The organism is Pseudomonas sp. XWY-1, assembly GCF_002953115.1.
Classification (GTDB): domain Bacteria; phylum Pseudomonadota; class Gammaproteobacteria; order Pseudomonadales; family Pseudomonadaceae; genus Aquipseudomonas; species Aquipseudomonas alloputida.
Genome location: NZ_CP026332.1, coordinates 3058083 through 3083028, shown reverse-complemented (window position 1 = coordinate 3083028; position 24946 = coordinate 3058083). Strand labels below are relative to the sequence as shown.

The window sequence follows — 24946 nt, the reverse complement described above, 5'->3', positions numbered from 1 at the left end:
CCGCAACTCGCCAGCAGTACTTTGAAAATAGCTTCAATGAAAAAACATCAAATCTCGGCGGAAAAAAATCAATGTCGAGTTCCATAGCCTGCTGAGGAGTTTTAACGATGGGGTGGTGGAATGCACCGAACCAAACTGAATTGATTATTGGCGATATTCCCTTGGATCGGATTGGGAATCTGTTGGAGGAGCTGCAGGAAATATATCTCGAATCTTTAGGGCGGCGGCCGACGATTGATGAGGTACGGTATATGATTGAATTATCTCTCAAAGTTAATGGTCCCGGCTTGTTTCACGAACTGCAAACCAATTCAGCTAATCATGAGGATGTTCTAGTGCGCAAAAATAAAGCTGTCAAGTACTCTGCAGGTGATGTTGTTGCCTTCAAGATTGATGAGAAATTATATGGGTTTGCGAGACTGATAAAGAAGATTGAGTTAGGTTATGTATCTGAAATTTACTCTGAAACAGCTGCTTCGCCCAGTGAAGGTCTATCTGTCATAAATAAAATTAAAAAATTCCCGGCTATATTGGATACTTTTTCGTTATTGGAAATGGGGGAGGGGGAGTGGTGTGTGGTTGGTAATGCGAAAGGGGAAAATGATGAAAAAGTGGACGGGCTGAGATTTGTGTTCGGAACTGCTCCATATGACTTGAAAAGCATAGATGTTAATGAGAATGAGCAAAAAATATCGGAAGACGATTCTACAGGGTTGCCTCCATACGAGCAGATGGGAGATGAAGACGTCAAGGAGCTCTTTGAAGACGATTGATGTTTGGAAAGTAGTTTTGATGCGTGCGTAGTGATTTTAGTGTTTTTCTGCTTGCTTGGCATATACGGGTGAATGTAGGGTGCATGAATTTTAAGTTTAGTTTCTGTCGTGTTGATGCATCTGGCGCTTATTTTTAGATGCGGGAATAGTGATTTTTTGGCAGGGGCCTTTGGTTCCCAGCGAACGATCTTTAACATCATTAAAGCAGAAGCGGGTGCCGACTTTGTTCATTCGCTTTTTAAAGGGATGCTTCGCTTCTCGGGCGAAATCGACAGCCGCTAGTGTTTCCACAACGTCTACGGTCAGGTGCTCAGCCACACCGACGGCAAGGGCCAGACCACCCGCCTGATGCGCACCGCCCGCGGCCTGCCGAGCAGCCGCCAGGATGCCAAGGGCCAGCGGGTTCGCTACGAGTACGACAAGGCCGCCTGACCGCACTATTCAACGAAAACAACGCCACGTACAGCTTTACCTACGACTCCAGCTCCACACCCATTCCGCTTCTCCCCCCGACTGGTTCCGCTGGGCGGAACCACATTCGTTTGTGATCCCGCGTCACTCGCGCTTATCTGTGAGCCAAGCACGACCTGCCTCACCTGTCGTGACCTGAAGGCGAACAACAAGAACGGGAAACCACCCGCGCGAGGAGACTCCACATGTCCCGACATCAGCATATCCAGGCCTGGCTCGCCGACGTGGCCAGCGACCTGCACGCGATCCGTCACGATATCCACGCTCACCCGGAACTGGGCTTTGAAGAAAGCCGCACCTCGGCATTGGTCGCCCGACTGCTGGAGGCATGGGGCTATGAAGTGCACACCGGTATCGGCAAGACCGGCGTGGTCGGCGTGCTGCGCAATGGCAGCAGCCCCCGCCGGCTGGGCCTGCGCGCCGACATGGACGCGCTGCCCATCCACGAAGCAACGGGCGCGGCATACAGCAGCCAGCACCCAGGATGCATGCACGCCTGTGGTCATGACGGGCACACCACCATGCTGCTTGGCGCCGCGCGCTACCTGGCGGCAACCCGGCAGTTCGACGGCACGCTGACACTGATCTTCCAGCCGGCCGAGGAGGGCCAGGGCGGTGCCGAGGCGATGCTGGCCGACGGCCTGTTGGAGCGCTTCCCATGTGATGCGCTATTCGGCATGCACAACATGCCAGGGCTGCCGGCCGGGCACCTGGGGTTTCGTGAAGGGCCGATGATGGCTTCGCAAGACCTGCTGACGGTGACCCTGGACGGGGTGGGTGGCCATGGCTCGATGCCGCACCTAGCCGTCGACCCGCTGGTGGCGGCCGCCAGTGTGGTGATGGCACTGCAAACCGTGGTGGCGCGCAATATCGATGCGCAGGAGGCGGCAGTGGTCACCGTCGGCGCGTTGCAGGCCGGCGAAGCGGCCAACGTGATCCCGCAACAGGCGCTGTTGCGCCTTAGCCTGCGCGCGCTGAACGCCGAGGTGCGGGCGCAGGCCCTTGAGCGGGTGCGGGCAATCATCGTCAGTCAGGCCGAGAGCTTTGGCTGCCGTGCCAGCATCGAGCACCGCCCGGCCTACCCGGTGCTGGTCAACCATGCCGCTGAGAACGCCTTCGCCACCCAGGTAGGGGTCGAGTTGCTGGGCGCCCAGGCGGTGGATGGCAACACCCGCAAGCTGATGGGCAGCGAAGACTTCGCCTGGATGCTGCAGCGCTGCCCGGGGGCCTACCTGTTCATCGGCAATGGTGTATCGCGGCCGATGGTGCACAACCCGGCCTACGACTTCAACGACGACATCCTGCTGACCGGCGCCGCCTATTGGGGCGCGCTGGCAGAGCGCTGGTTGGCACCTGCCTGATTGTCCCTTTTTGACCACTGCCGCTGGAACCCGGGCGCGATTGCGCCTGGGCGATCACCCAATCATTGTGTGGAGTGTTCCCTATGCAGACTTCGAGCACCGGCGTGTCGCGTACCCGGCAAGTGGTGGCCGCCGTTATCGGCAACGCCCTGGAATGGTATGACTTTATCGTGTATGGCTTTCTGGCCAGCATCATCGCCCGGCAGTTCTTCCCGTCCGACGACGAGTACGCCTCGCTGCTGATGGCCCTTGCCACCTTCGGCGTCGGTTTTTTCATGCGCCCTGTGGGCGGCGTGCTGCTGGGCATGTATTCCGACCGCAAGGGCCGCAAGGCGGCCATGCAGATGATCATCCGCCTGATGACCGTGTCCATCGCCATGATCGCTTTCGCGCCCGACTACCTGGCCATCGGCATGGCTGCGCCGCTGCTGATCGTGGTGGCGCGCATGCTGCAGGGCTTTGCCACCGGTGGTGAATACGCCAGCGCCACGGCATTTCTGGTGGAAAGCGCGCCTGCCCACCGCAAGGGCCTGTATGGTTCGTGGCAATTGGTAGGGCAGTGCCTGGCGGTGTTTTCCGGGGCGGCAATGGTGGCGTTGGTTACCCACCTGTGCTCGCCTGAGGCGCTGGACAGCTGGGGCTGGCGCATCCCGTTCGTGCTGGGCCTGCTGATCGGGCCGGTCGGGCTGTGGATTCGCAAGCATATGGAGGAGCCTGAGGCGTTTGTCGAGGCGCGTCGCCATGCCAAGGGCCAGTCGCCCGGCCTGTGGCAGGTGCTGCGTGAACACCGGCGCAGCCTGCTGGTGTCGATGGGGTTGGCCTGCGGCGCGACGGTATCGTTCTACGTGGTGCTGGTGAACATGCCGACCTTCGCCCACAAAAGCCTAGGCCTGCCGCTGGACCAGGTGCTGCTGGTGCAGATGCTTGCCGTGGGGCTGATGACCCTCGTGATTCCGTTGTCCGGGGCGCTGTCTGACCGGCTGGGGCGGCGCCCGGTGCTGATGGCCTTCACCCTGGCGTTCTTCGTGATGGTCTACCCACTGTATGTGTGGGTGGCCGCTGCGCCTTCCCTGGAGCGCCTGTTGGTCATGCAACTGCTGTTGTGCACGGCCATCGGTGGTTTCTTCGGCCCGGCACCTACTGCCCTGGCCGAACAGTTCCCGGTCCAGGTGCGTTCCACCGGCGTGTCGGTGGCCTACAACGTGGCGGTGATGGTGTTCGGTGGCTTTGCCCCGTTGATCGTGACCTGGCTCACCCAGGTGCTCGGCACCCCAGTGGCGCCGGCGTTCTACGTGCTGTTTGCCTGCGTGCTGACATTGCTGGGCACCTATTGCCTGAAAGAAGCACCGCGGGCAGTCAAGCCTGCCGCCTTCAACCTTGGAGTAAAACCGTGAAGCCGCTAGCCATCGACCCCATTGTTGCCCTCGATGCCGAGGCACTGTCCCAGGCCATCCATGCCCGCCAGTTGTCATGCCGGGAGGTGATGCAGGCCTACCTGGGGCATGTCGAGCGCTTCAATCGGCAGGTCAATGCACTGGTCTCGCTGCGCCCGGCCGAAGTGCTGCTGGCCGAGGCCGAGACGCGTGACCGCGAACTGGCCTGTGGTCATTCGCGCGGCTGGATGCATGGCATGCCACAGGCAATCAAGGACCTCGCCGCCACGGCAGGGCTGCGTACCACGCTCGGCTCGCCGCTGTTTGTCGAGCAGGTACCCGAGCAGGATGCGATCAGCGTGGCGCGGGTGCGGGCGAGCGGGGCATTGATCATGGGCAAGAGCAATGTGCCCGAGTTTGGCCTGGGCTCGCAAAGCTACAACCCCTTGTTTGGCACCACCACCAACGCCTACGACCCGTCGCGGGTGGCGGGTGGCAGCAGCGGTGGGGCTGCAGCGGCGCTGGCCATGCGCTTGCTGCCGGTGGCCGACGGCAGCGACATGATGGGCTCGCTGCGCAACCCGGCGGCGTTCAATAACCTGTTCGGCCTGCGCCCATCGCAGGGCCGCGTGCCGCATGGGCCGGCGCCCGAGCTGTTCGTGCAGCAGCTGGCCACAGAAGGGCCGATGGGCCGCAGTGTGGTCGACGTGGCGCGGCTGCTGTCGATACAGGCGGGTGTTGATGCCCGGGCGCCGCTGTCGCTAAGCGAAGGCCGGCGCGATTTTGCCGTTGGCTTGCCGCGCGATTTTCGCGGTGTACGGGTGGGCTGGCTGGGCGACTACAACGGCTATCTGCCGATGGATGACGGGGTAATGAGCCTGTGCGAGTCGGCGCTGGCCGACTTTGCCGAGCTGGGCTGCCGGGTCGAGGCCTGCCAGCCGGCATTCGACCTGGCGCGCTTGTGGCAATGCTGGCTGACCCACCGCCACTTCCTGGTGCATGGCAACCTCGGCGCAGTCTATGCCGACCCTGGCAAGCGCGCATTGCTCAAGCCCGAAGCACAGTGGGAGGTGGAAGGTGGCTTGCAGCTGAGTGCGGCGGCGCTGTACCAGGCTTCGTTGGACCGCAGCGACTGGTACCGCGCCATGGGCAAGCTGTTCGAGCGTTACGACTTTCTGCTGTTGCCCTCGGCCCAGGTGTTCCCTTTCGATGCACGCCAGCCATGGCCGACGGTGGTCGGGGGGCGGGCAATGGACACCTACCACCGCTGGATGGAAGTGGTGATCGGGCCGACCCTGGCCGGTTTGCCGAGCATCAGCGTGCCGGTGGGGTTCAATGCCGCCGGGTTGCCCATGGGCCTGCAAATCATAGGCCCGGCGCAGGCCGACCATGGCGTGCTGCAGCTGGCGTATGCCCACGAACAGCTCACCCGCTGGGTGGTGCGCTGCCCGCCACAACGCCTGCTTGCGCCATGAAAGCATGGGCAGGCGCGGATCTTGCTGGCTATCCTGACCATCCCGCTACAAGGAGGTCATACCCATGGGCATCACGGCAGACAGCGGCGGCGTGCGTTCGGTGGAGCGGGCGCTGGCCATTGTCGACCTGCTGGGCGAACACCAGGCGTTGGGCCTGGAAGAACTGCACTACCTGACGGCGCTGCCCAAGGCCACGGTGTCGCGCATGATCGCCACCTTGCAGGCGCAAGGCTGGGTGTACCGCGGCCTTGCCGACCGGCGCTACCGGCTGTGCGCGCGACGCCTGTTCGGTGACCGCCAGTTGCGTTTCAAGCGGCGCCTGGTGGAAAGCGCAGCGCCCATGCTGCTGGAACTGAGTGAGCGCACCGGGCTGGTCGCTGACCTGTCGTGTTTCGACGGCCAGCGGCTGGAGGTGATGGAAAGCGCCATTCCCCAGGTGCTGCGCAAGCGCTATCCGCTCACCAGTCAGATCGTTGGGCAGCATGCCAGCCTGTTTCATTCGGCGATGGGGCGGGCGTGCCTGGGGGAGCTGGCGGTGGACGAAGTGCAGCGCCTGGCGGCCCATGAGCGGCTGGGTGACGACGGGTTGTTACGCGATATCGAAGAACAAGCGCACAAGGGCTTTGGTCAGCGCACCGAAGGCTACTGGGAATACCCGGTGCGCCTGCCGTTCCTGATCCGCGCCATTGCCTTGCCGGTACATGCCGAAGGGCGCCTGGTCGGCAGCATTGCCTTGCAATGGCCGCTGGATCAGGCGCCGGTGGAACGGGTGTCGAGCCTGCACCTGAGCAGTTTGGCGACCACTGTGGGGGAAGTGCAGCGGGCGTTGGCTGTTTGATGTTTCCTGCACGGGTTTCTTCGCGGGCAAGCCACAGACGCGTGCATTGCCAGTAATGCCCACAGAGCCTGCGGGGCGTTACTGGCCCTCCCGAAATCCGCTAGGGCTCACCCCCGCCTGCTTGCGAAAGAACCGGCTGAAATACCCCACATCGGCAAACCCCAGTTCATGAGCGATCTCTTTCACGCTCAGGCTCGAATGCCCGAGCATGCGCTTGGCCTCCAGCACCAGTCGGGCATGGATCACATTCATCGGCGTCATGCCCAGGTGTTCCTGGCACAACCGCCCCAACGTCACCAGGGTCATGCCCAACTCGGCGGCGTATTCTGCCAGTGGCCAGTGCGCGCGATAGTGCATGTCTACCAGCTCGCGAAAAGCAGTCAGTTGCTGGCTGCGTCTTGATACTGGGCGCTGCTCACCTGCGGGTATGTGCGGCTCATGGCGCAGGACATGGATCATCAGTGCCAGCAATAGCGCCATGCTGCTGGCCACATGCTCGCGGGCGCGATTGTGGTATTCCTCGCGCAGGGCCCGAAACAGGGGCAACAACGGGTCTTCATCGGCGGCCCAGTGGGGCAGGGCAATCACCTGTGGTTTGCGCAGTTGCACCCGCACGTTGGGTGCCAGCACCTGAGCGATGCTATCCAGCGGGTGCTGCGCAGCCGTGATTACCTGGCCTTCTACCTGGCTGGCCCAATGAAAACCATGCACCACCTGCGCCGGGACGTACACCACGCAGGGCGCATGAACCTGAAACCGGTCACTGTCGAACAGCACCTCGCCGCCACCGCTTTGCAGGTACAACAGCTGCAGCAAGCCTTCGTGACGGTGTGCGGCAATCTCCCAGTTGTGCGCGCCAGAGCGCTGGGATATCTGCTCCACATGCAAGGCTTCGTGCCACACCGGCTGCGCGGTTTCACCGTACAGGGCGTAATTGGGGATCTTGTTCATGGTGTTGTAATTGTTCTGTTCAGTACCCGCTACTGTGCCATAGCTGCCCGCAGGCTTCAGGGCGCAGTGGGCAAATTGACGGGAATGTGGGGCTGGTTGCAGGTTTTGTCCATTCTGCCGGTGGGCCTGCCGGCCATAGCCTGTTGCCCAGAACAAGCAACGCTCTGGAGAACAGCATGCACAACAACAAGATCCTTTCTCAGTGGCTAGGCCTGGAGTCGGCCGTATGCGTGGTGACCGGCGCGGCCGGCGGCATTGGCGCAGCGTTGGCCGCAGCCTTGGTGGAGCAGCAGGCCCACGTGGTGCTGCTTGACCGCGACCTGGACAAATGCCGCGAACTGGCGGCCACCCTGGGGGAACACAGTGCAGGCGAAGTCAGTGCCCTGGCCTGCGACATTGCCGACCCGGCCAGCGTGGAGCAGGCTGCGGCCCAGGTACAGGCGCTGCATGGGCGCTGCGATGTACTGGTCAACAATGCCAGCGTGCTGCGCCCCGGTGCGCTGGACACGCTAAGCCTGGAACAATGGAACCAGGTGCTGGCGGTCAACCTCAGTGGCTACCTTTTGTGTGCCCAGGCCTTTGGCCGTTCCATGCTGGACTGCGGCCAGGGCCGTATCGTGCATGTGGCCTCGATTGCAGCCCATTACCCGCAACCCAACAGTGGCGCTTACAGCGCGGCGAAGGCAGGCGTCAGCATGTTGTCGCGGCAGATCGCCGTGGAATGGGGGCCGCGTGGTGTGCGCAGCAACGCCGTATGCCCGGGTTTGATCCGCACGCCATTGTCGGCGGCGTTCTATGCCGACCCACAGGTGGAGCGCCGGCGTAGCGCCATGACCGCCAACCAGCGCATCGGTGAGCCGCAAGACATCGCCGAAGCCGTGCTGTTTCTGGCCAGCCGCCGCGCCGACTATATCAACGGCGCCGAGCTGACCGTGGATGGCGGACTGGAAAGCATGCCCATGGCATTGATCCCGCGCCCTGGCTTCGAGGGGGCAGGCCAATGAATACGCGTAGCTGCGATGTACTGGTCATCGGTGCGGGTGCTGGCGGCCTGGCGACAGCCATCACGGCGAAAAAGCTTGGCCTGGATGTGATCGTCATCGAAAAGGAGGAGTGCTTCGGCGGCACCACGGCGTTTTCCGGCGGCGTATTGTGGGTGCCGGGCACCCGGCACGGGGGCAATGACAGCCAAGCAGCGGCCATGACCTACCTGCGCAACGAAACAGGTGCCTGCTTCGATGCGGCCGGGGTGGAGGCATTCTTGCGCTACGCGCCGCAGATGGTTGAGTTTTTCGAGCGCGAGACGGCAGTCAAGTTCGTGCCCACGCTGTACCCCGATTATCACCCGCAGGTAGAAGGCGGCGTCGATGTGGGCCGCTCGATACTGGCCGCACCTTACGACATCCGTGGTCTGGGGCCCGACATGGCGCGGCTGCGCCCGCCGCTGAAGACCATCACCTTCATCGGCATGATGTTCAATTCGTCGAATGCCGACCTCAAGCACTTCTTCAATGTCACCCGTTCGTTGACCTCGTTCACCTACGTGGCCAAGCGCCTGCTGACCCATTTGAAGGAGCTGGCCTTGTACCGACGCGGCACCCAGGTCACCAGTGGCAATGCCCTGGCGGCACGGCTGGTACGCTCGGCACTGGACCTGGGCATTCCGATTCTCACAGGCACCCCGGCGCGGCAGTTGCTGCGCGAAGGGGCGCGAGTAGTGGGGGCGGTGACCGGGCAGGCCGGCAGCGAGCAGCGCATTGAGGCCCGGCGCGGTGTGGTGCTGGCCTGTGGCGGTTTCTCCCATGACCTGCAACGGCTGCGCCAGGCCTACCCGCATGTACGGCGTGGCGGCGAGCATTTTTCACCGGTGCCAGCGGGCAACACCGGCGATGGTGCGCGCATGGCCGAGGCGCTGGGAGCAAAGGTCGATATCTGCCTGCAGGCACCTGCAGCCTGGATGCCGGTGTCGAAGGTGCCGGTGGGTGGTGGGCGGCATATTGCCTTTCCGCATTTGCTCGACCGCTACAAACCGGGTGTGATCGGCGTGCTGCGTTCAGGGCAGCGATTCACCAACGAGTCGAATGCCTACCACGACGTAGGCGCAGCGCTGATCGAGGCGTGTTCCGACCAGGCAGAAACCGCCATGTGGCTGGTGTGCGACCGCCGCACCCTGGCCAAATACGGGCTGGGCTTTGCCAAGCCTGCGCCGATGCCGCTGGGGCCATTGCTGCGCAACGGTTACCTGCTCAAGGGCCAGACCCTGGCGGAGTTGGCCGGCAAGGCCGGTATCGATGCGCAAGGGCTGGAGCAGACTGTGCGCGAGTACAACCTTGGCGCCGTCCACGGCGAAGACCGTCAGTTCGGCCGCGGCAGCACCAGCTTCAATCGCTACCTGGCCGACCCGCAGCAACAACCCAACCCGTGCGTAGCGCCGGTTGGCGAGGGACCGTACTTTGCCGTGAAAGTCATCATGGGCGATCTGGGCACTTTCGACGGGCTGCGCACCCGTGTGACCGGTGAAGTGTTGGCGGCCGACGGGCAAGTCATCGACGGCCTGTATGCGGTGGGTAACGACCGCGCCAGCATCATGGGCGGCAACTACCCCGGGGCGGGCATCACCCTGGGGCCGATCATGACCTTTGCCTACATCACCGGGCGCCATCTGGCGGGTGTCGAGCAGGGGCTGGCGGCGGGCAACGCACGGGAGGTGGCGTGATGGACAAGCCTGTGGTCGACCACCGCATCTACACCATTCGCCCGCGCGGCATGGCGGCCTTTCTCGAGGCGTTCGACCAGCTGGCGATGCCGATCCTGCTGCGCCACCTCGGTGCACCCCTGGCGTTTTACACCAGCAGCATCGGGCCGTTGAACCAGGTGGTGCACTTGTGGGGCTATGACAGCCTCGATGACTTCGAGAAGCGCAGCGCAGCGCGGGATGCCGACCCGGACTTTGCCGCGTACCTGCATGCCACCCGCGACCTGGTGGTGGCTCAGGAAACACGCATCATAAGGCCTGTGCGCTTACCCAGCCTTTTCCACTAGGGCTGCGACAAACACCGTCATAAAAACAACAACAGGTGATACCTATGAACAACACACTCGACGTGCGCCAACTGATCGACCAGCAACCCATCGGCCGTTACCAGAAATGGGTGGTGTTCCTCGGCTTTCTCATCATCGCCCTGGACGGCCTGGACGTCGCCATCATCGGCTTCATTGCCCCGCAATTGAAAAGCGATTGGGGCCTGGATGCGCAAAGTCTGGGCCCGGTATTGAGCGCCGCGTTGATCGGCCTGGCACTCGGCGCATTGATTGCCGGCCCCTTGGCGGACCGTTACGGGCGCAAGGCGGTGTTGCTGTGCAGCGTGCTGCTGTTCGGCCTCTGGACACTGGCCTCGGCCTTTTCACCCAACCTGGAAGCCCTGGTCGCGTTGCGCTTTCTGACCGGCCTGGGCCTGGGCGCAGCCATGCCCAATGCCAGCACCCTGGTCAGCGAGTATGCCCCGGCACGCAGCCGCTCGCTGCTCATTACCCTGGCATTCTGCGGCTTCTCCCTGGGCGCGGCGGCAGGTGGTTTCGTCAGCGCCTGGATGATTCCGAACCTGGGCTGGCGCAGTGTCCTGGCATTGGGTGGGGTGTTGCCGCTGATGGTCCTGCCGTTGCTGTATTGGCGCCTGCCGGAATCGGTGACGTTCCTGGTCAGCAAGGGGGCGGACCGCAAGCGCATTCTGGCCATTGTCCGTCGCCTGGCACCTGAGCATGTCAACGCCGACACGAACTTTGTCTTGCCCGGTAAAGACCAGGCTGCAGGCGGTGCAATCGGCACTATCCTCTCTGCGCGGTATCGCTTTGGTACCTGCATGCTCTGGGGCGGGTACGTGCTGGCGCTGTTCCTGGTCTATCTGTTCAGCGGCTGGTTGCCGACGCTGGTGAAGGAGGGGGGCGGGTTCTCGGTGGCCGAAGCGGCCATCGTCACGGCCTGTTTCCAGATTGGCGGCCCGTTGGGCGCAATTTCGGTGGGTTGGGCCATGGATCGTTACCCGGCGCAGCGCGTGCTGGTACTGACCTTCCTGTTCAGTGGTGCGGTGATTTTTGCAATTGGTCAGGTCGCTGCGGACTTCGCCTGGTTGTGCGCGGTTGCGAGCGCTGTAGGCTTTGGCCTTAATGGGGCAAGTGTTGGGATGAATGCACTGGCGGCGGCTTTTTACCCGACTGAAGCACGGGCGACCGGGGCCAGTTGGATGAGTGGCATCGGGCGCCTGGGTGCGATTCTCAGTGCCTTTGCCGGGGCACAGATGCTGGCGCTGGGCTGGAGTTTTGCCCAGGTGTTCGCTTCGTTGTTGCTACCCGCAGGGTTGGCGGCTTTGGCGGTATGGCTGCAGGGGCGAAATGCGGCGTCACGGCTTAGCGTTCCAGGCTGTACATCCGGCACCCCGGCTGCAGCGCCAGCAAGTTCGGCTCCCGCTCCCTAGCCTTCGGGAACACACCCCTTATCTGAAGCCATACGCTCGATCAACGCCCACAACGCCGCATCATTGAAATCGTCGACAACCAGCCTGGCGCCCGCCGCCAGCAACCGCTCCGGGGTCTGCGTCGTGGCCACGCCCACGGTAAAGATCCCCGCGCCACTGGCCGCGGCCGTCCCCGGCAATGAGTCCTCGAAGGCCAGCGCTTGCCCGGCCTCGGCACCCAGCCGCTGCAGGCCGGTGAGGTAGGGCAGCGGGTCCGGTTTGGGCCGTGCCAGTTCTTCGGCCACCAGCACATGTTCAAAGTGTTGGCCCAGGCCCATGGCGTTCAGCATGTGCTCGGCGTTCAGCCGCGGTGCGTTGGTCACCACGCACATGCCGATGCCATGGGCCTGGGCATGCTCCAGCAGGCGCAACAGGCCTGGCATCGGTTCAAGCGACGGCGACATTGCGCGGAACAGCGCTTCCTTGCGGTCGGCCAACGCCTGGCACTGTTCGACACTGGCGCCGCTGAACAGCTCGGCGAACAGCTCGCCGTTGGCGCGGCCGCTGACCTGGGCGTCGAACTGCGCCTGGCTCAGCTCGCGGCCGTCGTGTTCGCGCAGCAGTTGGCGAAAGGCCTGCAGGTGCAGGGTGTCAGTGTCGGTGAGGGTACCGTCAAGGTCGAACAGCAGGGCGGTCAGCATGGGATATCCAGATGAAAAAACACAAGCCAGGGGATCATAACCAAAGCTGACGACGAAGGGGGCTGTTCAGCGTGCTCCGAAAAGAGTACAAATGTGCTCCATGGACACTCTTACCCCCAAACGCCGCGCCATTTTCGAATTCATCCGTGAGCGCATTGCCGAGCATGGTCAGCCGCCGAGCCTGGCCGATATCGCCACGCGCTTCGGTTTTGCCTCGCGCAGCGTTGCGCGCAAGCACATCACCGCCCTGTGCCAGGCCGGTTACATCGATGTCACGCCAAACCAGGCGCGGGGCATACGCCTGGCCGAACCGCTGCGCCGGCCGGAAATCCTCGAAATACCCGTGCTGGGCCAGGTGGCGGCGGGTGCCCCCATCGGCCCGGACCTGGACATCCACGAGCAGTTGCTGCTCGACCCCAGCCTGTTCCGCCGTACCCCCGACTACCTGCTGAAGGTGCGGGGCGACTCGATGATCGACGACGGCATCTTTGACGGTGACCTGGTCGGCATCCTGCAACAGGCCGACGCCCGCGACGGGCAAATCGTGGTTGCGCGCCTGGACGGCGAAGTGACCATCAAGCGCCTGCAACGCCAAGGCGGCACTTACCGGCTGTTGCCACGCAACCCGGCCTATGCGCCGATCGATGTGCAGCCCGAACAGGACTTTTTCATCGAAGGCGTGTTCTGCGGCTTGCTGAGGCGCGACTGATGGGCGCCGTGGTCGACCTCGACAGGCTGCTGGAGCAGCGCCGGGTATGGCGCGGCCGGCAGGCCCAGGCACGGCCACTCGGGCTGCAGCCCACCGGCCATCCTGCCCTCGACGAACGTTTGCCGGAAGGTGGCTGGCCGGCGGCAGCACTGAGCGAGCTGTTGCTGGCCAACCCCGGCTGTGGCGAATTGCAGTTGCTGTGGCCAACCCTGGCCCGGCTGAGTGCAGAAGCCAGCAGAGTGGTGCTGGTGGCTCCACCCTTCATCCCTTTTGCACCGGCCTGGCAGGCAGCGGGGGTGGACCTGCGCTGGCTGGTACAGGTGGATGCCGAGCCTGCCGATGCCCTGTGGGCTGCCGAACAGTGCCTGCGCTCGGGCAGTTGCGCGGCGGTGCTGTGCTGGCCGGAACGTGGCGATGACCGCGCCCTGCGGCGCTTGCAGGTAGCGGCCGAAACCGGGCAGGCACTGGCGTTCGCCTGCAGGCCGCAGCAGGCGTCGCACAACCCTTCACCCGCAGCGCTGCGCATTGCAGTCGACACACGCCCGGCGCAATGGCGCGTGCTGAAAAGCCGGGGTGGCATGCCTCCAGCGCTGCCTATTCCCTGCCCGGGGCGGGGCTGATGCACCATGCTCTGGGCCTGCATCCTGCTCCCGCAGCTTGCGCTGGACACCGTCCTGCGTGAGCGTGACGACCCTGACACGCCTTTGGTGCTGATTGGCGGGCCGACCCAGCGTCGCGTGTTGCAGGCAGTCAACCCGGCGGCCGCTGCACTGGGCCTGCGGGCCGGGCAAACCCTGACCGCAGCGCGTGCCCTGGCCGATGGCTTCACCTGTGTCGAAGCCGACCCCAAACGCATCGATCAGGTGCAACAGCTGCTGGCGGCCTGGGCCTACCGCTTCAGTGCCCAGGTCAGCCTGCATTACCCACGGGCGCTGCTGCTGGAAGTGGGCTCCAGCCTGCAACTGTTCGGGCCCTGGCCTTTGTTCGAGGCGCGTCTGCGTCAGGAATTGGCAGAACTCGGCCTGCGCCAACGCATTGTCCTGGCCAGCAACCCGGTGGCAGCTCGCATGCTCGCCAATGGCCACGATGGCCTGGCCGTGGGCGATGTCGACGCCACCCGAGCTGCGCTGCTTGGCATGCCCATCACGCGCGTCGGCCTGCCGGCAGAGGCGGCCGAAGCGTTTGCCCGCATGGGCTTGCACCAGCTGGGCCAGGTATTGGCCTTGCCCCGCGATACCTTGGCCAGGCGCTTTGCGGCCCAGGTGCAGTTGCACCTCGACCAGTTGCTCGGCCAGCGCAACCTGGGGCTGGACTTCTACCAGCCACCGGACCGTTTCGAAACCCGGCTGGAACTCAATTTCGACGTCGAGTCGCACCAGGCGCTGTTGTTCCCGCTGCGGCGCATGCTCAACGACCTTGCTGCATTTCTGGCCGGGCGAGACTGTGGCGTGCAGCGCTTCTGTCTGCATCTGGAGCACGCCGAGGGGCCGGATACCCTGCTCAAGGTGGGCCTGCTGGCGGCCGAACGCGATGCTGCGATGCTGTTCGAGCTGGCCCGTGCGCGCCTTGAGCCGCTGCGCATACCCGCACCGGTGCGCAACCTGCGGCTGGTTGCCGAAGACTTGCCACCCTTCGTGCCACAGCATCAGGCGTTGTTCGACCCGCGGGCGCAACAGGCGCAACCCTGGGCGCAATTGCGCGAGCGGTTGCGCGCCCGCCTGGGGGATGAGGCCGTCAAGGGGCTTGGTGCAGCCGCCGATCACCGCCCCGAATGCGCCTGGCAGTTGGCGGAGCAGGGGGCCCAAGGCAACATGCCCGTTGCACCGGGCAGCCGCCCAGGGTGGCTGTTGTCGGCACCGATCGCGCTGGATGACGCCGCCTACCAGGTGCAGGGCTATGCCGAACGCATCGAATCAGGTTGGTGGGATGGCGGCGATGTGCGTCGCGACTACTACCGCATCGAAACCCGTGACGGCCTGCGCGGCTGGGCCTACCGCGACCTGAGCCAGGCCGGCCCGCTTTGGCTGCAGGGTTGGTTCGCATGAACATCCCGGGTTATGCCGAGCTGCATTGCCTTTCCAACTTCAGCTTCCAGCGCGGTGCATCGAGCGCCGACGAGCTGTTCCGGCGTGCGCGCGAGCAGGGCTACCAGGCCTTGGCAATCACTGACGAATGCACGCTGGCCGGTATCGTGCGCGCCTGGCAGGCAGCCAAGGTGCACCAGTTGCGGCTGATCGTCGGCAGCGAGGTGCAATTGTGCGACGGGCCCAAGCTGGTGCTTCTGGTCGAAAACCTGACGGGTTACCAGAACCTGTGCGCCCTGATCACCCGTGCCCGGCGGCGGGCAGAGAAGGGTGCGTACCAGCTGTTTCGTGATGACTTGCTGCTGCACCACCAAGGCCTGCTGGCCTTGTGGGTGGCCGCTGACAGTGGCGATACCGCTACCGGCGCGTGGCTGCGCAGTGTGTTCGCTGAGCGCCTGTGGCTGGCCGTGCACCTGCATCGGGGCAGTGACGATGCCGTGCGCCTGCAACGGCTGCGGGCACTGGCGGCTGATGTAGGCATTCGCACCGTGGCCTGTGGTGACGTGCACATGCACGTGCGTGGTCGCCGTGCCTTGCAGGACTGCATGACTGCCATCCGCCAGCATTGCCAGGTGAGCGAGGCCGGGCGCTTTCTGTTTGCCAATGGCGAACGGCACCTGCGCAGCCAGGCGCAACTGGCCGAGCTGTATCCGCTCGACCTGCTGGCCGAGACCCTGGTCATTGCCCGGCGCTGCCAGTTTGACCTGAGCGAACTGAACTACCAGTACCCACGCGAACTGGTGCCCGAGGGGCATACCGCGGCAAGCTGGCTGCGCGAATTGTGCGAGCAAGGCATGCCGCTGCGCTGGCCAGACGGGCCGAGTGGCAAGGTGCGGGATGTGCTTGCCAAGGAACTGGGGCTGATCGAAGAGCTGGGCTACGAAAGCTACTTCCTGACGGTGCACGACATTGTCGCCTTCGCCCGCAGCCAGCGCATTCTATGCCAGGGCCGGGGGTCGGCAGCCAACTCGGTGGTGTGCTTCGTGCTAGGCATCACCGAGCTTGACCCCATGAAACACCACCTGCTGTTCGAGCGCTTCCTGTCGCGCGAGCGCAACGAGCCGCCGGACATCGACGTGGACTTCGAGCACGACCGGCGCGAGGAGGTGATCCAGTATGTGTTCCGTCGCTATGGCCGGCACCGGGCGGCGCTCACTGCGGTAGTCAACACCTACCATGCCGCCGGTGCGGTGCGGGATGTGGCGCGGGTGCTGGGGCTACCTGCCGATCAGGTGGATGCCCTGGCCAAATGCTGTGGTCGCTGGAGCGATCGCATACCCGATGACCAGCGCCTGGCCGAGGCCGGTTTCGAAGCGGGCAGCCCTTCGCTGCGGCGGGTGCTGGTGCTGGCCGGCGAACTGATCGGCTTCCCCCGGCACCTGTCACAGCACCCGGGCGGTTTTGTCATCTCCCAGCAACCGCTCGACCAGCTGGTGCCGGTGGAGAATGCCGCGATGCCGGAGCGCACGGTGATCCAGTGGGACAAGGACGACCTGGACATGGTCGGCCTGCTCAAGGTCGACGTACTGGCGTTGGGCATGCTCAGCGCCTTGCGTCGCTGCTTCGACCTGCTGCAGCACCACCGTGGCCGGCACCTGACCCTGGCGACCATCCCCAGCGAAGACCCGGCCACCTACGCCATGATCAGCCGCGCCGAGACCATGGGTGTGTTCCAGATCGAGTCGCGCGCGCAGATGGCCATGTTGCCGCGGCTGCGGCCCCAAAAGTTCTACGACCTGGTCATTGAGGTAGCCATTGTCCGCCCCGGGCCGATCCAGGGCGACATGGTCCACCCGTACCTGCGCCGGCGCCTGAAGCAGGAGCCGGTGACGTATCCGTCGCCGCAACTGAAGGAAGTGTTCGAACGTACCTTGGGCGTGCCGCTGTTCCAGGAGCAGGTGATGGAGCTGGCGATGGTCGCGGCCGACTATACCCCGGGCGAGGCCGACCAGTTGCGCCGCAGCATGGCAGCCTGGAAGCGCCACGGCGGCCTGGAACCGCACCGCGAACGGCTGGTGCAGGGCATGCTGCGCAATGGTTACACGCTGGCGTTTGCCGAGCGCATCTTCGAGCAGATCAAGGGGTTTGGCAGCTATGGCTTCCCTGAGTCGCATGCGGCCAGCTTTGCCTTGCTGTGCTATGCCAGCAGTTGGCTGAAGTGCCATGAGCCGGCGATTTTCACCTGTGCGTTGGTCAACAGTTGGCCGATGGGCTTCTACAGCCCTGATCAGCTGCTGCAAGAGGCTCGCCGCCAAGGTATCGAGGTACGGCCGGTGGATGTCTGCCACAGCGACTGGGACTGCACCCTGGAGCCTGATGCTGAAGGCACCCTGGCCATTCGCATGGGCCTGCGACTGGTGCGTGGCCTGGCCGAAGCCGATGCCAGGCGCGTGCAGCAGGCGAGGGCGCAGCGGCCGTGGCGCAACGTCGAAGACCTGTGCCTGCGCGCCGGCCTGGACGCACGGGCCCGTGCCCGCCTGGCTGATGGCGGTGCGCTGCGCGCCTTGGCCAGTGATCGGCATCAGGCGCGCTGGCAGGTGGCGGCGGTGCAGCCGCAGCTGCCGTTGTTCGCCGATGTGCAGGCCTTGCCTGAAGAACCGGTGCAATTGCCCGTGCCAACCGTGGGCGAGGACCTGATGGCCGATTATCAAACCCTCGGCACTACGCTTGGCCCACATCCGTTGACCCTGTTGCGCGCTCGCCTGAGGGCGCTGGGGTGTCGCAGCTCCAGTGAATTGCAGGGTGTGGAGCATGGCGACAACATTGCCGTGGCCGGGCTGGTGGTGGGCCGGCAACGGCCTCAAACCGCCAGCGGTGTGACCTTCGTTACTCTGGAAGACGAACATGGCATGGTCAACGTGGTGGTGTGGCGTGCGCTGGCCGAACGGCAGCGGCGGGCGCTGGTGGGTTCGCAGTTGCTCAAGGTCAGTGGGCGGTTGGAGCAGGAGAATGGGGTGCGGCACCTGATTGCGCGGCGGTTGGAGGATGTGAGTCCGCTGTTGCAAGGGCTGGATGTGCGCAGTCGGGATTTCCACTGAAACCCCAACGCTCGGTACTTGCACGGTTTCCTGTGCGGGCGAGCCCGCGAAGCAGCCACCGCGTTGCATGGCACCGGCCTTGCCGGTGTTCGCGGGCATGCCCGCTCCCACAAAGGTCGCGTCCTGGGCCAGATTGCGCTTGGCGATCGGCAGCGGTGGGTGGCGCAGTTGCTCAAGGCTTGCTCAAGGCTTGCTCAACGCTCGGTACTTGCGCGGTCCTGTGGGAGCGGGCGAGCCCGCGAAGCAGCCACCGCGTTGCATGGCACCGGCCTTGCCCGTGTTCGCGGGCATGTAGGCTCCCACAGAGGTCGCCTGCTGGTCCAGCTTGCGCTCGCCGGTTACACCATCGCCAACCGCTGCTTGCGCGTCGGTGCAGGGAACGCCCGGTCGATCGCCCGCAGGTCTTCACCGGTCAAGGTCAGCGCTCCCGCCGCCGCATTGAGCCGCACGTGCTCGGGCGCCACCGCCTTGGGGATGGCGATCACGCCGTCATCGCGGGTCACCCAGGCCAGGCAGACCTGGGCCGGTGTGGCGCCATGGCGCTCGGCGATTTCCGCCAGTACCGGGTGCTGCAACAAGCGCCCGGCCTGAGCCAGCGGGCAGTAGGCCATGGTCGGCAAGCCACGTTTTTCGCACCACGGTAGCAAGTCGAATTCGATGCCACGCTGGGCCGGGTTATACAACACCTGGTTGGTGGCACAATCAGGGTTGTGCAGTTCGCGCAGGTCGTCGACGTCGAAGTTGGACACGCCCCAACGCTTGATCTTGCCTTGCTCGCGCAAGCGCTCGAAGCCTTCGACGGTTTCCTCCAGCGGGTGCTGACCACGCCAGTGCAGCAGGTACAGGTCGATGCAATCGGTGCCCAGCCGGGTGAGGCTGCGTTCGCAGGCAGCCGCCATGCCGCGCAGGCTGGCATTGTGCGGGTAGACCTTGCTGACCAGAAATACCCGGTCGCGGCGCCCGGCAATGGCTTGGCCAACGACCTCTTCTGCCCCCCCTTCGGCATACATCTCGGCGGTGTCGATCAGGTTCAGGCCCAGCTCGATGCCCTGTTGCAGCGCCGCGACTTCGGCAGCCTTGCGACCTGGGTCTTCGCCCATGTACCAGGTGCCTTGGCCGATGGCTGGAACGCTCGTGCCTGCCAGACTTACATAACGCATGTCACCTCCGGGATCCGGGTATTGGAAAGAAGCACCTCAAGCAATGCTTGCGCTGCAGTGGAAAGCTTGTGCTCGCTGAGGGCAATCACGCCGATGCGCCGCTCGACTGTGGGCTCGACCAAGGTTACGCAGCGGGCACCCAGCTCCTGCATCTGGTTGATGCACAGCGCCGGCACGGCACTGACCCCCAGGCCGCTGGCCACCATGCGGCCGATGGTCGTCAGCTGGTGGCTTTCGAACGCGACTGCCAGCTTGCCGTGGCGGGCCGCCACATTCTGCTCCATCAGCAGGCGCACCGCCGAAGGGCGCTGCAGGGCCACGAAATCTTCGGCCATCAGCTGTGCCCAGCTGACCTGGGGCAGCAGCGCCAAGGGCGAGTCGGCGGCCACTACCGCAACGAAGCGGTCCATGTACAACGGGTGGAAGTCCAGCCCATCGATGTTATCCGGCTCGAAGCCGATGCCCAGTTCGACGCGGCGATGGCGTACCAGTTCCTGTACCTGTTCGTTGATCACGTCGTGCACCGTGACGTTGACCTTGGGGTAGCGCTGGCGAAACACCTTGAGCGCGTGGGGCAACAGGTTGCCGGCAAAAGCCGGCATGGCCGCCACTGACACACGGCCCAATTGCAGGGTAAAGCGCTGGCGCAGCATCTCTTCGGTGTCGTCCCAGTCGGCCAGCAGGCGGCGTGCCAGTGGCAGCAGCACTTCGCCTTCGGCAGTCAGGCTGACGCTGCGCGTGGTGCGGCTGAGCAGGGCGCCGCCGAGGTTTTCTTCCAGCGCCTTGATGGTCAGGCTCAGTGCCGGTTGCGAAACGTGCAGGTGTTCACCGGCCTGGGCGAAGCTCTGGTACTTGGCCACGGCGACAAAGGCGCGCAGTTGTTTGACGTTCATGTCGGGCCTATCGTTTGTTTTGTAAAAATTATCAATCGATGACGAAAACAAAATTAACAAATCAGTCGCTTGCGGTGAAGATGTCTGCACACGCTCACCGACAGCCTCGTCGGTTAAACAACTACAAAAGGCGGATCAGCATGGCCGGACTGGACAAGCGCGTTGCAACCTATGAACAGGCCCTCGAAGGCCTGACCGACAACATGACGGTACTGGCCGGTGGTTTCGGCCTGTGCGGCATCCCGGAAAACCTTATCAGCGAAATCAAGCGGCGCGGCGTCAAGGGCCTGACCGTGGTTTCCAACAACTGCGGCGTGGACGGTTTTGGTCTGGGCGTGCTGCTGGAAGACCGGCAGATTCGCAAGATGATCGCCTCCTACGTGGGCGAAAACGCCGAGTTCGAACGCCAGTTGCTCAGTGGCGAGCTGGAAGTGGAGCTGACCCCACAGGGCACCCTCGCCGAAAAAATGCGCGCAGGTGGTGCCGGCATTCCGGCGTTCTACACCGCCACCGGCTATGGCACCCCGGTTGCCGATGGCAAGGAAGTCCGCGAGTTCAAGGGCCGCAAGTACATCCTGGAAGAATCCATCACCGGTGACTTCGCCATCGTCAAGGGCTGGAAGGCCGACCACTACGGCAACGTGGTGTACCGCAACACTGCGCAAAACTTCAACCCGCTGGCGGCCACCGCCGGCAAGATCACCGTGGTCGAAGTGGAAGAAATCGTCGAGCCCGGCGTGCTGCTGCCAAGCGAAATCCACACCCCGGGCATCTACGTGGACCGTGTCATCGTCGGCACCTTCGAAAAGCGTATCGAAAAGCGCACCGTCAAGGCCTGAGCGCCATCCACCCGAACAATAAAGAGATCCTGACCATGGCACTGACCCGCGAACAGATGGCGCAACGCGTTGCCCGTGAACTGAAGGACGGTTACTACGTCAATCTGGGCATCGGCATCCCCACCTTGGTGGCCAACTATGTACCCGCCGACATGGATGTGATGCTGCAATCGGAAAACGGCCTGCTCGGCATGGGCGAATTCCCCACCGAAAGCACCCTCGATGCCGACATGATCAACGCCGGCAAGCAAACTGTCACCGCCCGCCGCGGCGCCTCGATTTTCGATTCGGCACAATCGTTCGCCATGATCCGTGGCGGCCACGTCGACCTGACCGTACTGGGGGCTTTCGAGGTGGACGTGCAGGGCAACATCGCCTCGTGGATGATTCCGGGCAAGCTGGTCAAGGGCATGGGCGGGGCCATGGACCTGGTGGCCGGCGCCGACAACATCATCGTCACCATGACCCACGCCTCCAAGGACGGCGAGTCCAAGTTGCTGCCAAAGTGCAGCCTGCCGCTGACCGGTGCGGGCTGCATCCGCAAGGTGCTGACCGACCTGGCCTACCTGGAAATCGAAGACGGCGCCTTCATCCTGCGCGAGACCGCACCCGGGGTCAGCGTCGAGGAAATCATCGAGAAAACCGCTGGCAAGCTGATCGTGCCGGATGATGTGAAGGAAATGACATTCTGATTGCCCGCTACAGACTGCCCCTTGTAGGCACAGCTTTGTGCTGCGAAGGGGCCTGTTAGGGGTGGCCAACTCGCCACCCCTATAGCGCGAAGCTTTGCCTTACCGCCAGTGATGCCTTGATTCAAGGCCTCTGCAGGCTTGGCGTCAGCTTTCAGACGCGTATCATGGCTGCCTCAGCCTGGGAAACCCGCGTCACATGTCTATCCGATTGAAACTGCTGCGTAAGAAACTGGGGATGACCCTGGAAATGCTGGCCGAAAAGACTGGCATGACCAAAAGCTACCTGTCCAAGGTCGAGCGCGGCCTCAACACGCCCTCGATCGCTGCGGCGCTGAAACTGGCGAGGGCGCTGAACGTCAATGTCGAAGAGCTGTTCGCCGAAGAGCAGGCCGGGCAGAGCCGCTACAGCCTGGTGCGCCGTACCGAGCGCCAGGCCCTGGTTGGCGATGGGCAAGGGCCGGGGTACGCGGCCCTCACCAGTCAGGTCGGCCAGCGCAGCCTGCTGCCGTTTCTGATTCAGCCGCCGTCCGAGTTCAGCGACCCCACGTTCAAGGAACACCAGGGCGAAGAGTTCCTGTTTGTTCACGCAGGCCAGGTGGAAGTGGATTTCATGAGTGAGCGGGTGTTGCTGGAGCAGGGCGACGCCCTGCATTTCAATGCCCAGACACCGCACCGGCTGCGCTCGGTAGGTGCGACACCGGCGCAGTTACTGGTTGTGGTTCACCACGCAGACGAATGAAAGCGCAGGGGGCAATCATGCCCCCACGTGTTATCAGCTGTGAAACGCCATGTTCATCGCATCATCCCTCCCTTGCATAATCTGCATGCCGTTTTTTTGACGAATGCGCCCATCGCCCATTGAATTTTATTATGGTGTCGGATCATTGACGTAGTGTCATTGTGCCCATAAGCTCAAATCAAACATGTAACAACACCCGCAGCACCGCTCTAATAACTCATTGATTTTCCTGTTTTTAGGAGGGGAGTATGCGCACGACTCTGATAATCAAATCGATGTTCTTGCTGGTGATGCTAAGTGGTGCTGCCCGCGCGGCAGATTCGTATATAAATCAGAACAGTATCATTCCTGTTTCAACTGCTGGCTGGTTCTTTGCCTTTGCTGTGGTCGGTTTTGTTGCCGTTGCCAACCGCAGAAAGATCTGAACCGGCTGCCTTGTACCTGAAGTGACTGCTCCTTGCCGCGAAGCCACAGGCATGGCTTGTGAATTCTCCAACCGTTGCTATATTCCCAGTAGCCCGTAGGACCAACATTTACAAGGCGTTGCAGCCACGTCTGCAGCGTCAAGGCAAGGGCCTCCAGGAAGGTCGAGGCCATCGCGGCAGCAGTGCGCCGTGAAGCGGAGCGAGAGTTGGTGTGTTGTTCTCATTCAGTGCTCTTTGTCGGGCCATTTGGCCGGAGGGACCCTCATGGTGCGTTCAATGTTTGCCGCTTTCTGCATGCTGACGGTGTGGTCTGGCGCCGGTAACGCCGACCAGAGCAGTGCTGCCTACCTGCTCAGCCCCGGCGATGTGGTGATGGTATCGGTGTGGCAGGAAGACAGCCTGCGTCAAGAAGCCACCGTACTTCCCGATGGCAGTATCACCTTCCCCCTGGCCGGGCGCATCGATGTCGCCGGGCTGGACGTGACGGCAGTCGAAAAGCAGGTCGCTGCCAAACTCGAAAAATACCTCCCCGACCCTAACGTCAGCGTTGTCGTCAAAAGCATTGCCGGCAACATGGTCTATGTACAGGGTAAAGTGATCAAACCTGGGCCCGTGCAAATGGCAGGCCCCACGGCGGTATTGCAGGCGCTGAGCATGTCGGGTGGCCTGGACAAGTTTGCAGATGAAAGCGAAATCAAGGTGGTCCGCGGCACCGGTGCTTCCCAAAAGATCCTGCCCGTGCGATATAAGGACCTGGTGTCTGGGCGGGACATGTCCACCAACATCCAACTTCAGGCTGGCGATACGCTGGTCGTTCCTTGATCTTGCCTTTAATAAGAACATTTAATGCCTCTTCTTAGAACAACTCGCATTGCAACGGCAATCTTGGTCTTGCCGTTCACGGACGCGGTACTGGCGGCAAATTGGCAGTCTACGGTGGTGGTACCGACATCCGTCGAATACGACAGCAACCCATTGCTGTTGACCTCGGGGGAAAAGGGCATAACGCGCACGATCATCGCGCCGGATTACACCCTGATTGGTACTTTCGACCGTGACGAATTGAGGTTGGGGCTTGGCATGCATGTGCTGCGCTCGTCCGATACGGATATCGTCGATGACCGTGAAGACCCTGATATCAGCCTGGGTTGGCAGCGCACCACCGAGCGGGGGCGGTTCGGCCTGGTGGGGCGCTACAACGAAAGCTCGACGCTGTCGGGCACAGTACTGGATACCGGGGTGATTACTACCGACGGTACACAGAAGCTTTACACCTTGACTGGCAACTGGAGCCAGGCGGTGACCGAGCGCAGTACCTTGAGCAACGAAACCACCTACAGCCGTGCCCGTTACGACATCAGCACGCTGACGGGCTACGACGAACTGGCGAACGTCTTTACCTGGACTTACGCCTGGAGTGAGCGGGCTGACCTGTATACCCGTTTTGGTGCCCGGCGCTATGAGCCCGAAGAGGACCTTACCGCGACCGCTTCCAACAGCTACAGCCCGGCAGTCGGCATCAAATACCAGCTTGCCGAAGGCTTGAGCGCCGATGCCCATGTTGGCGTCAACCAAGTGTCAGGTGACGACGGTGGCCGGCGCGGGGAGGGTGGGGTTGCGTTGCTGTACACCGGCCCGCGTGCCGATGCCAGTCTTACCGCCGAGCGCAGCACGGTGGCGAGCGCCGAAGGCGGCTTCGCCGAACTGGACCAGGTGCGTGGTGTGTGGAGCTATGCGCTGACCGAGTTGTCCCGGGTGGGCGCCGACGCCGCGTGGCAAGACAGCAAAGGGCAGTCGCCCAACACGCTGCAGACTTACAGCGTATGGGCCAGCCGCCAGTTTTCGCCTTACTGGGACCTGCGCCTGTCGCTGATGTACAAGGAACGGCAGCAGGACCATGTACCGGATGCGACCGCTACGATCGTTGGTTTGACGTTGACGTACAGGTACCCCGACATCTGAACTTCAGGCAG

Annotated in this window: 23 protein-coding genes and 1 pseudogene; 20 read left to right on the top strand and 4 right to left on the bottom strand. The window is 63.2% G+C overall.

Translation table 11 applies throughout. The features are described 5' to 3' along the window. Positions 1 to 107 precede the first annotated feature (107 nt). From PRJ_RS14285 to PRJ_RS14260, 6 genes and pseudogenes are all read left to right on the top strand, one after another. Positions 108 to 773 carry a hypothetical protein gene (locus PRJ_RS14285; RefSeq protein ID WP_019750525.1) on the top strand — a complete coding sequence of 222 codons (666 nt, stop codon included), beginning with the start codon at positions 108 to 110 and terminating at the stop codon, positions 771 to 773. A 288-nt stretch (positions 774 to 1061) separates the two neighbouring features. Then, a pseudogene (locus PRJ_RS30700) lies at positions 1062 to 1258 on the top strand (sugar-binding protein); the annotation flags it as partial. 171 nt (positions 1259 to 1429) lie between these two features. Beyond that, a complete protein-coding gene (locus PRJ_RS14275; protein WP_104961762.1) occupies positions 1430 to 2605 on the top strand; it encodes a M20 aminoacylase family protein in 1176 nt (391 codons plus the stop codon). Positions 2606 to 2688: 83 nt separating this feature from the next. Further along, positions 2689 to 3999 carry a citrate-proton symporter gene (locus PRJ_RS14270; RefSeq protein ID WP_104961761.1) on the top strand — a complete coding sequence of 437 codons (1311 nt, stop codon included), beginning with the start codon at positions 2689 to 2691 and terminating at the stop codon, positions 3997 to 3999. Continuing rightward, positions 3996 to 5453, top strand: coding sequence for an amidase (locus PRJ_RS14265; protein WP_104961760.1), 1458 nt, complete (start codon positions 3996 to 3998; stop codon positions 5451 to 5453). Before PRJ_RS14270 ends, PRJ_RS14265 begins: the two co-directional genes overlap by 4 nt. Positions 5454 to 5517: 64 nt before the next feature. Then, positions 5518 to 6291: an IclR family transcriptional regulator gene (locus tag PRJ_RS14260; protein WP_004576295.1), complete on the top strand. Its 774-nt coding sequence runs from the start codon at positions 5518 to 5520 to the stop codon at positions 6289 to 6291. A gap of 78 nt (positions 6292 to 6369) precedes the next feature. Here PRJ_RS14260 and PRJ_RS14255 read toward each other — a convergent pair whose 3' ends face one another. After that, positions 6370 to 7242: a helix-turn-helix domain-containing protein gene (locus tag PRJ_RS14255; protein ID WP_104962880.1), complete on the bottom strand. Its 873-nt coding sequence runs from the start codon at positions 7240 to 7242 to the stop codon at positions 6370 to 6372. A 176-nt stretch (positions 7243 to 7418) separates the two neighbouring features. Here PRJ_RS14255 and PRJ_RS14250 point away from each other — a divergent pair, with 176 nt between their 5' ends. The 4 genes from PRJ_RS14250 to PRJ_RS14235 are packed head-to-tail and all read left to right on the top strand — an operon-like array spanning position 7419 to position 11714. Further along, positions 7419 to 8246: an SDR family NAD(P)-dependent oxidoreductase gene (locus PRJ_RS14250; RefSeq protein ID WP_004374198.1), complete on the top strand. Its 828-nt coding sequence runs from the start codon at positions 7419 to 7421 to the stop codon at positions 8244 to 8246. Continuing rightward, positions 8243 to 9958, top strand: a complete 1716-nt coding sequence (locus PRJ_RS14245; protein WP_104961759.1) for an FAD-dependent oxidoreductase — start codon at positions 8243 to 8245, stop codon at positions 9956 to 9958. Before PRJ_RS14250 ends, PRJ_RS14245 begins: the two co-directional genes overlap by 4 nt. Beyond that, entirely contained in the window at positions 9958 to 10284 is a 327-nt protein-coding gene (locus tag PRJ_RS14240; RefSeq protein ID WP_004374204.1) for an NIPSNAP family protein, read from the top strand. Before PRJ_RS14245 ends, PRJ_RS14240 begins: the two co-directional genes overlap by 1 nt. Positions 10285 to 10328: 44 nt before the next feature. Next, on the top strand, positions 10329 to 11714 hold the full coding sequence (locus tag PRJ_RS14235; protein WP_104961758.1) for an aromatic acid/H+ symport family MFS transporter: 1386 nt from the start codon (positions 10329 to 10331) through the stop codon (positions 11712 to 11714). Here PRJ_RS14235 and PRJ_RS14230 read toward each other — a convergent pair. After that, entirely contained in the window at positions 11711 to 12394 is a 684-nt protein-coding gene (locus tag PRJ_RS14230) for an HAD family phosphatase (RefSeq protein ID WP_104961757.1), read from the bottom strand. The two genes, PRJ_RS14235 and PRJ_RS14230, sit on opposite strands and share 4 nt — an antisense overlap. 91 nt (positions 12395 to 12485) lie before the next feature. On the opposite strand from PRJ_RS14230, the gene lexA reads away from it, so the two are divergent. Genes lexA through PRJ_RS14210 form a run of 4 tightly spaced genes read left to right on the top strand, consistent with a single transcriptional unit; the run spans position 12486 to position 18225 of the window. After that, the gene (lexA, locus tag PRJ_RS14225) at positions 12486 to 13103 is read left to right on the top strand and encodes a transcriptional repressor LexA (RefSeq protein ID WP_012052394.1); all 618 of its coding nucleotides are present in this window, start codon (positions 12486 to 12488) and stop codon (positions 13101 to 13103) included. Next, complete coding sequence (gene imuA / locus PRJ_RS14220) at positions 13103 to 13723, top strand: translesion DNA synthesis-associated protein ImuA (protein WP_104961756.1); 621 nt, start codon at positions 13103 to 13105, stop codon at positions 13721 to 13723. Before lexA ends, imuA begins: the two co-directional genes overlap by 1 nt. Positions 13724 to 13729: 6 nt before the next feature. Further along, positions 13730 to 15148, top strand: a complete 1419-nt coding sequence (locus tag PRJ_RS14215) for a DNA polymerase Y family protein (protein ID WP_104961755.1) — start codon at positions 13730 to 13732, stop codon at positions 15146 to 15148. After that, complete coding sequence (locus PRJ_RS14210; protein ID WP_104961754.1) at positions 15145 to 18225, top strand: error-prone DNA polymerase; 3081 nt, start codon at positions 15145 to 15147, stop codon at positions 18223 to 18225. The genes PRJ_RS14215 and PRJ_RS14210 overlap by 4 nt, the downstream gene beginning before the upstream one ends. A gap of 338 nt (positions 18226 to 18563) precedes the next feature. Here PRJ_RS14210 and PRJ_RS14205 read toward each other — a convergent pair whose 3' ends face one another. Further along, positions 18564 to 19385: an aldo/keto reductase gene (locus tag PRJ_RS14205; RefSeq protein ID WP_104961753.1), complete on the bottom strand. Its 822-nt coding sequence runs from the start codon at positions 19383 to 19385 to the stop codon at positions 18564 to 18566. Continuing rightward, the gene (locus PRJ_RS14200; protein ID WP_104961752.1) at positions 19373 to 20278 is read right to left on the bottom strand and encodes a LysR family transcriptional regulator; all 906 of its coding nucleotides are present in this window, start codon (positions 20276 to 20278) and stop codon (positions 19373 to 19375) included. The genes PRJ_RS14205 and PRJ_RS14200 overlap by 13 nt, the downstream gene beginning before the upstream one ends. Before the next feature lie 140 nt (positions 20279 to 20418). Here PRJ_RS14200 and PRJ_RS14195 point away from each other — a divergent pair, with 140 nt between their 5' ends. From PRJ_RS14195 to PRJ_RS14175, 6 genes are all read left to right on the top strand, one after another. Continuing rightward, complete coding sequence (locus PRJ_RS14195; protein WP_004374230.1) at positions 20419 to 21117, top strand: CoA transferase subunit A; 699 nt, start codon at positions 20419 to 20421, stop codon at positions 21115 to 21117. 35 nt (positions 21118 to 21152) lie between these two features. Next, entirely contained in the window at positions 21153 to 21809 is a 657-nt protein-coding gene (locus tag PRJ_RS14190; RefSeq protein WP_010954014.1) for a CoA transferase subunit B, read from the top strand. A gap of 196 nt (positions 21810 to 22005) precedes the next feature. After that, the gene (locus PRJ_RS14185; RefSeq protein WP_104961751.1) at positions 22006 to 22548 is read left to right on the top strand and encodes a helix-turn-helix domain-containing protein; all 543 of its coding nucleotides are present in this window, start codon (positions 22006 to 22008) and stop codon (positions 22546 to 22548) included. Between the two features lie 248 nt (positions 22549 to 22796). Then, a complete protein-coding gene (gene eppA, locus PRJ_RS30075) occupies positions 22797 to 22973 on the top strand; it encodes an EPS-associated small membrane protein EppA (protein ID WP_004374238.1) in 177 nt (58 codons plus the stop codon). A 264-nt stretch (positions 22974 to 23237) separates the two neighbouring features. After that, positions 23238 to 23795 carry a polysaccharide biosynthesis/export family protein gene (locus tag PRJ_RS14180; RefSeq protein WP_014591044.1) on the top strand — a complete coding sequence of 186 codons (558 nt, stop codon included), beginning with the start codon at positions 23238 to 23240 and terminating at the stop codon, positions 23793 to 23795. A 24-nt stretch (positions 23796 to 23819) separates the two neighbouring features. After that, positions 23820 to 24935: a hypothetical protein gene (locus PRJ_RS14175; protein ID WP_019438668.1), complete on the top strand. Its 1116-nt coding sequence runs from the start codon at positions 23820 to 23822 to the stop codon at positions 24933 to 24935. Positions 24936 to 24946: the final 11 nt, after the last annotated feature.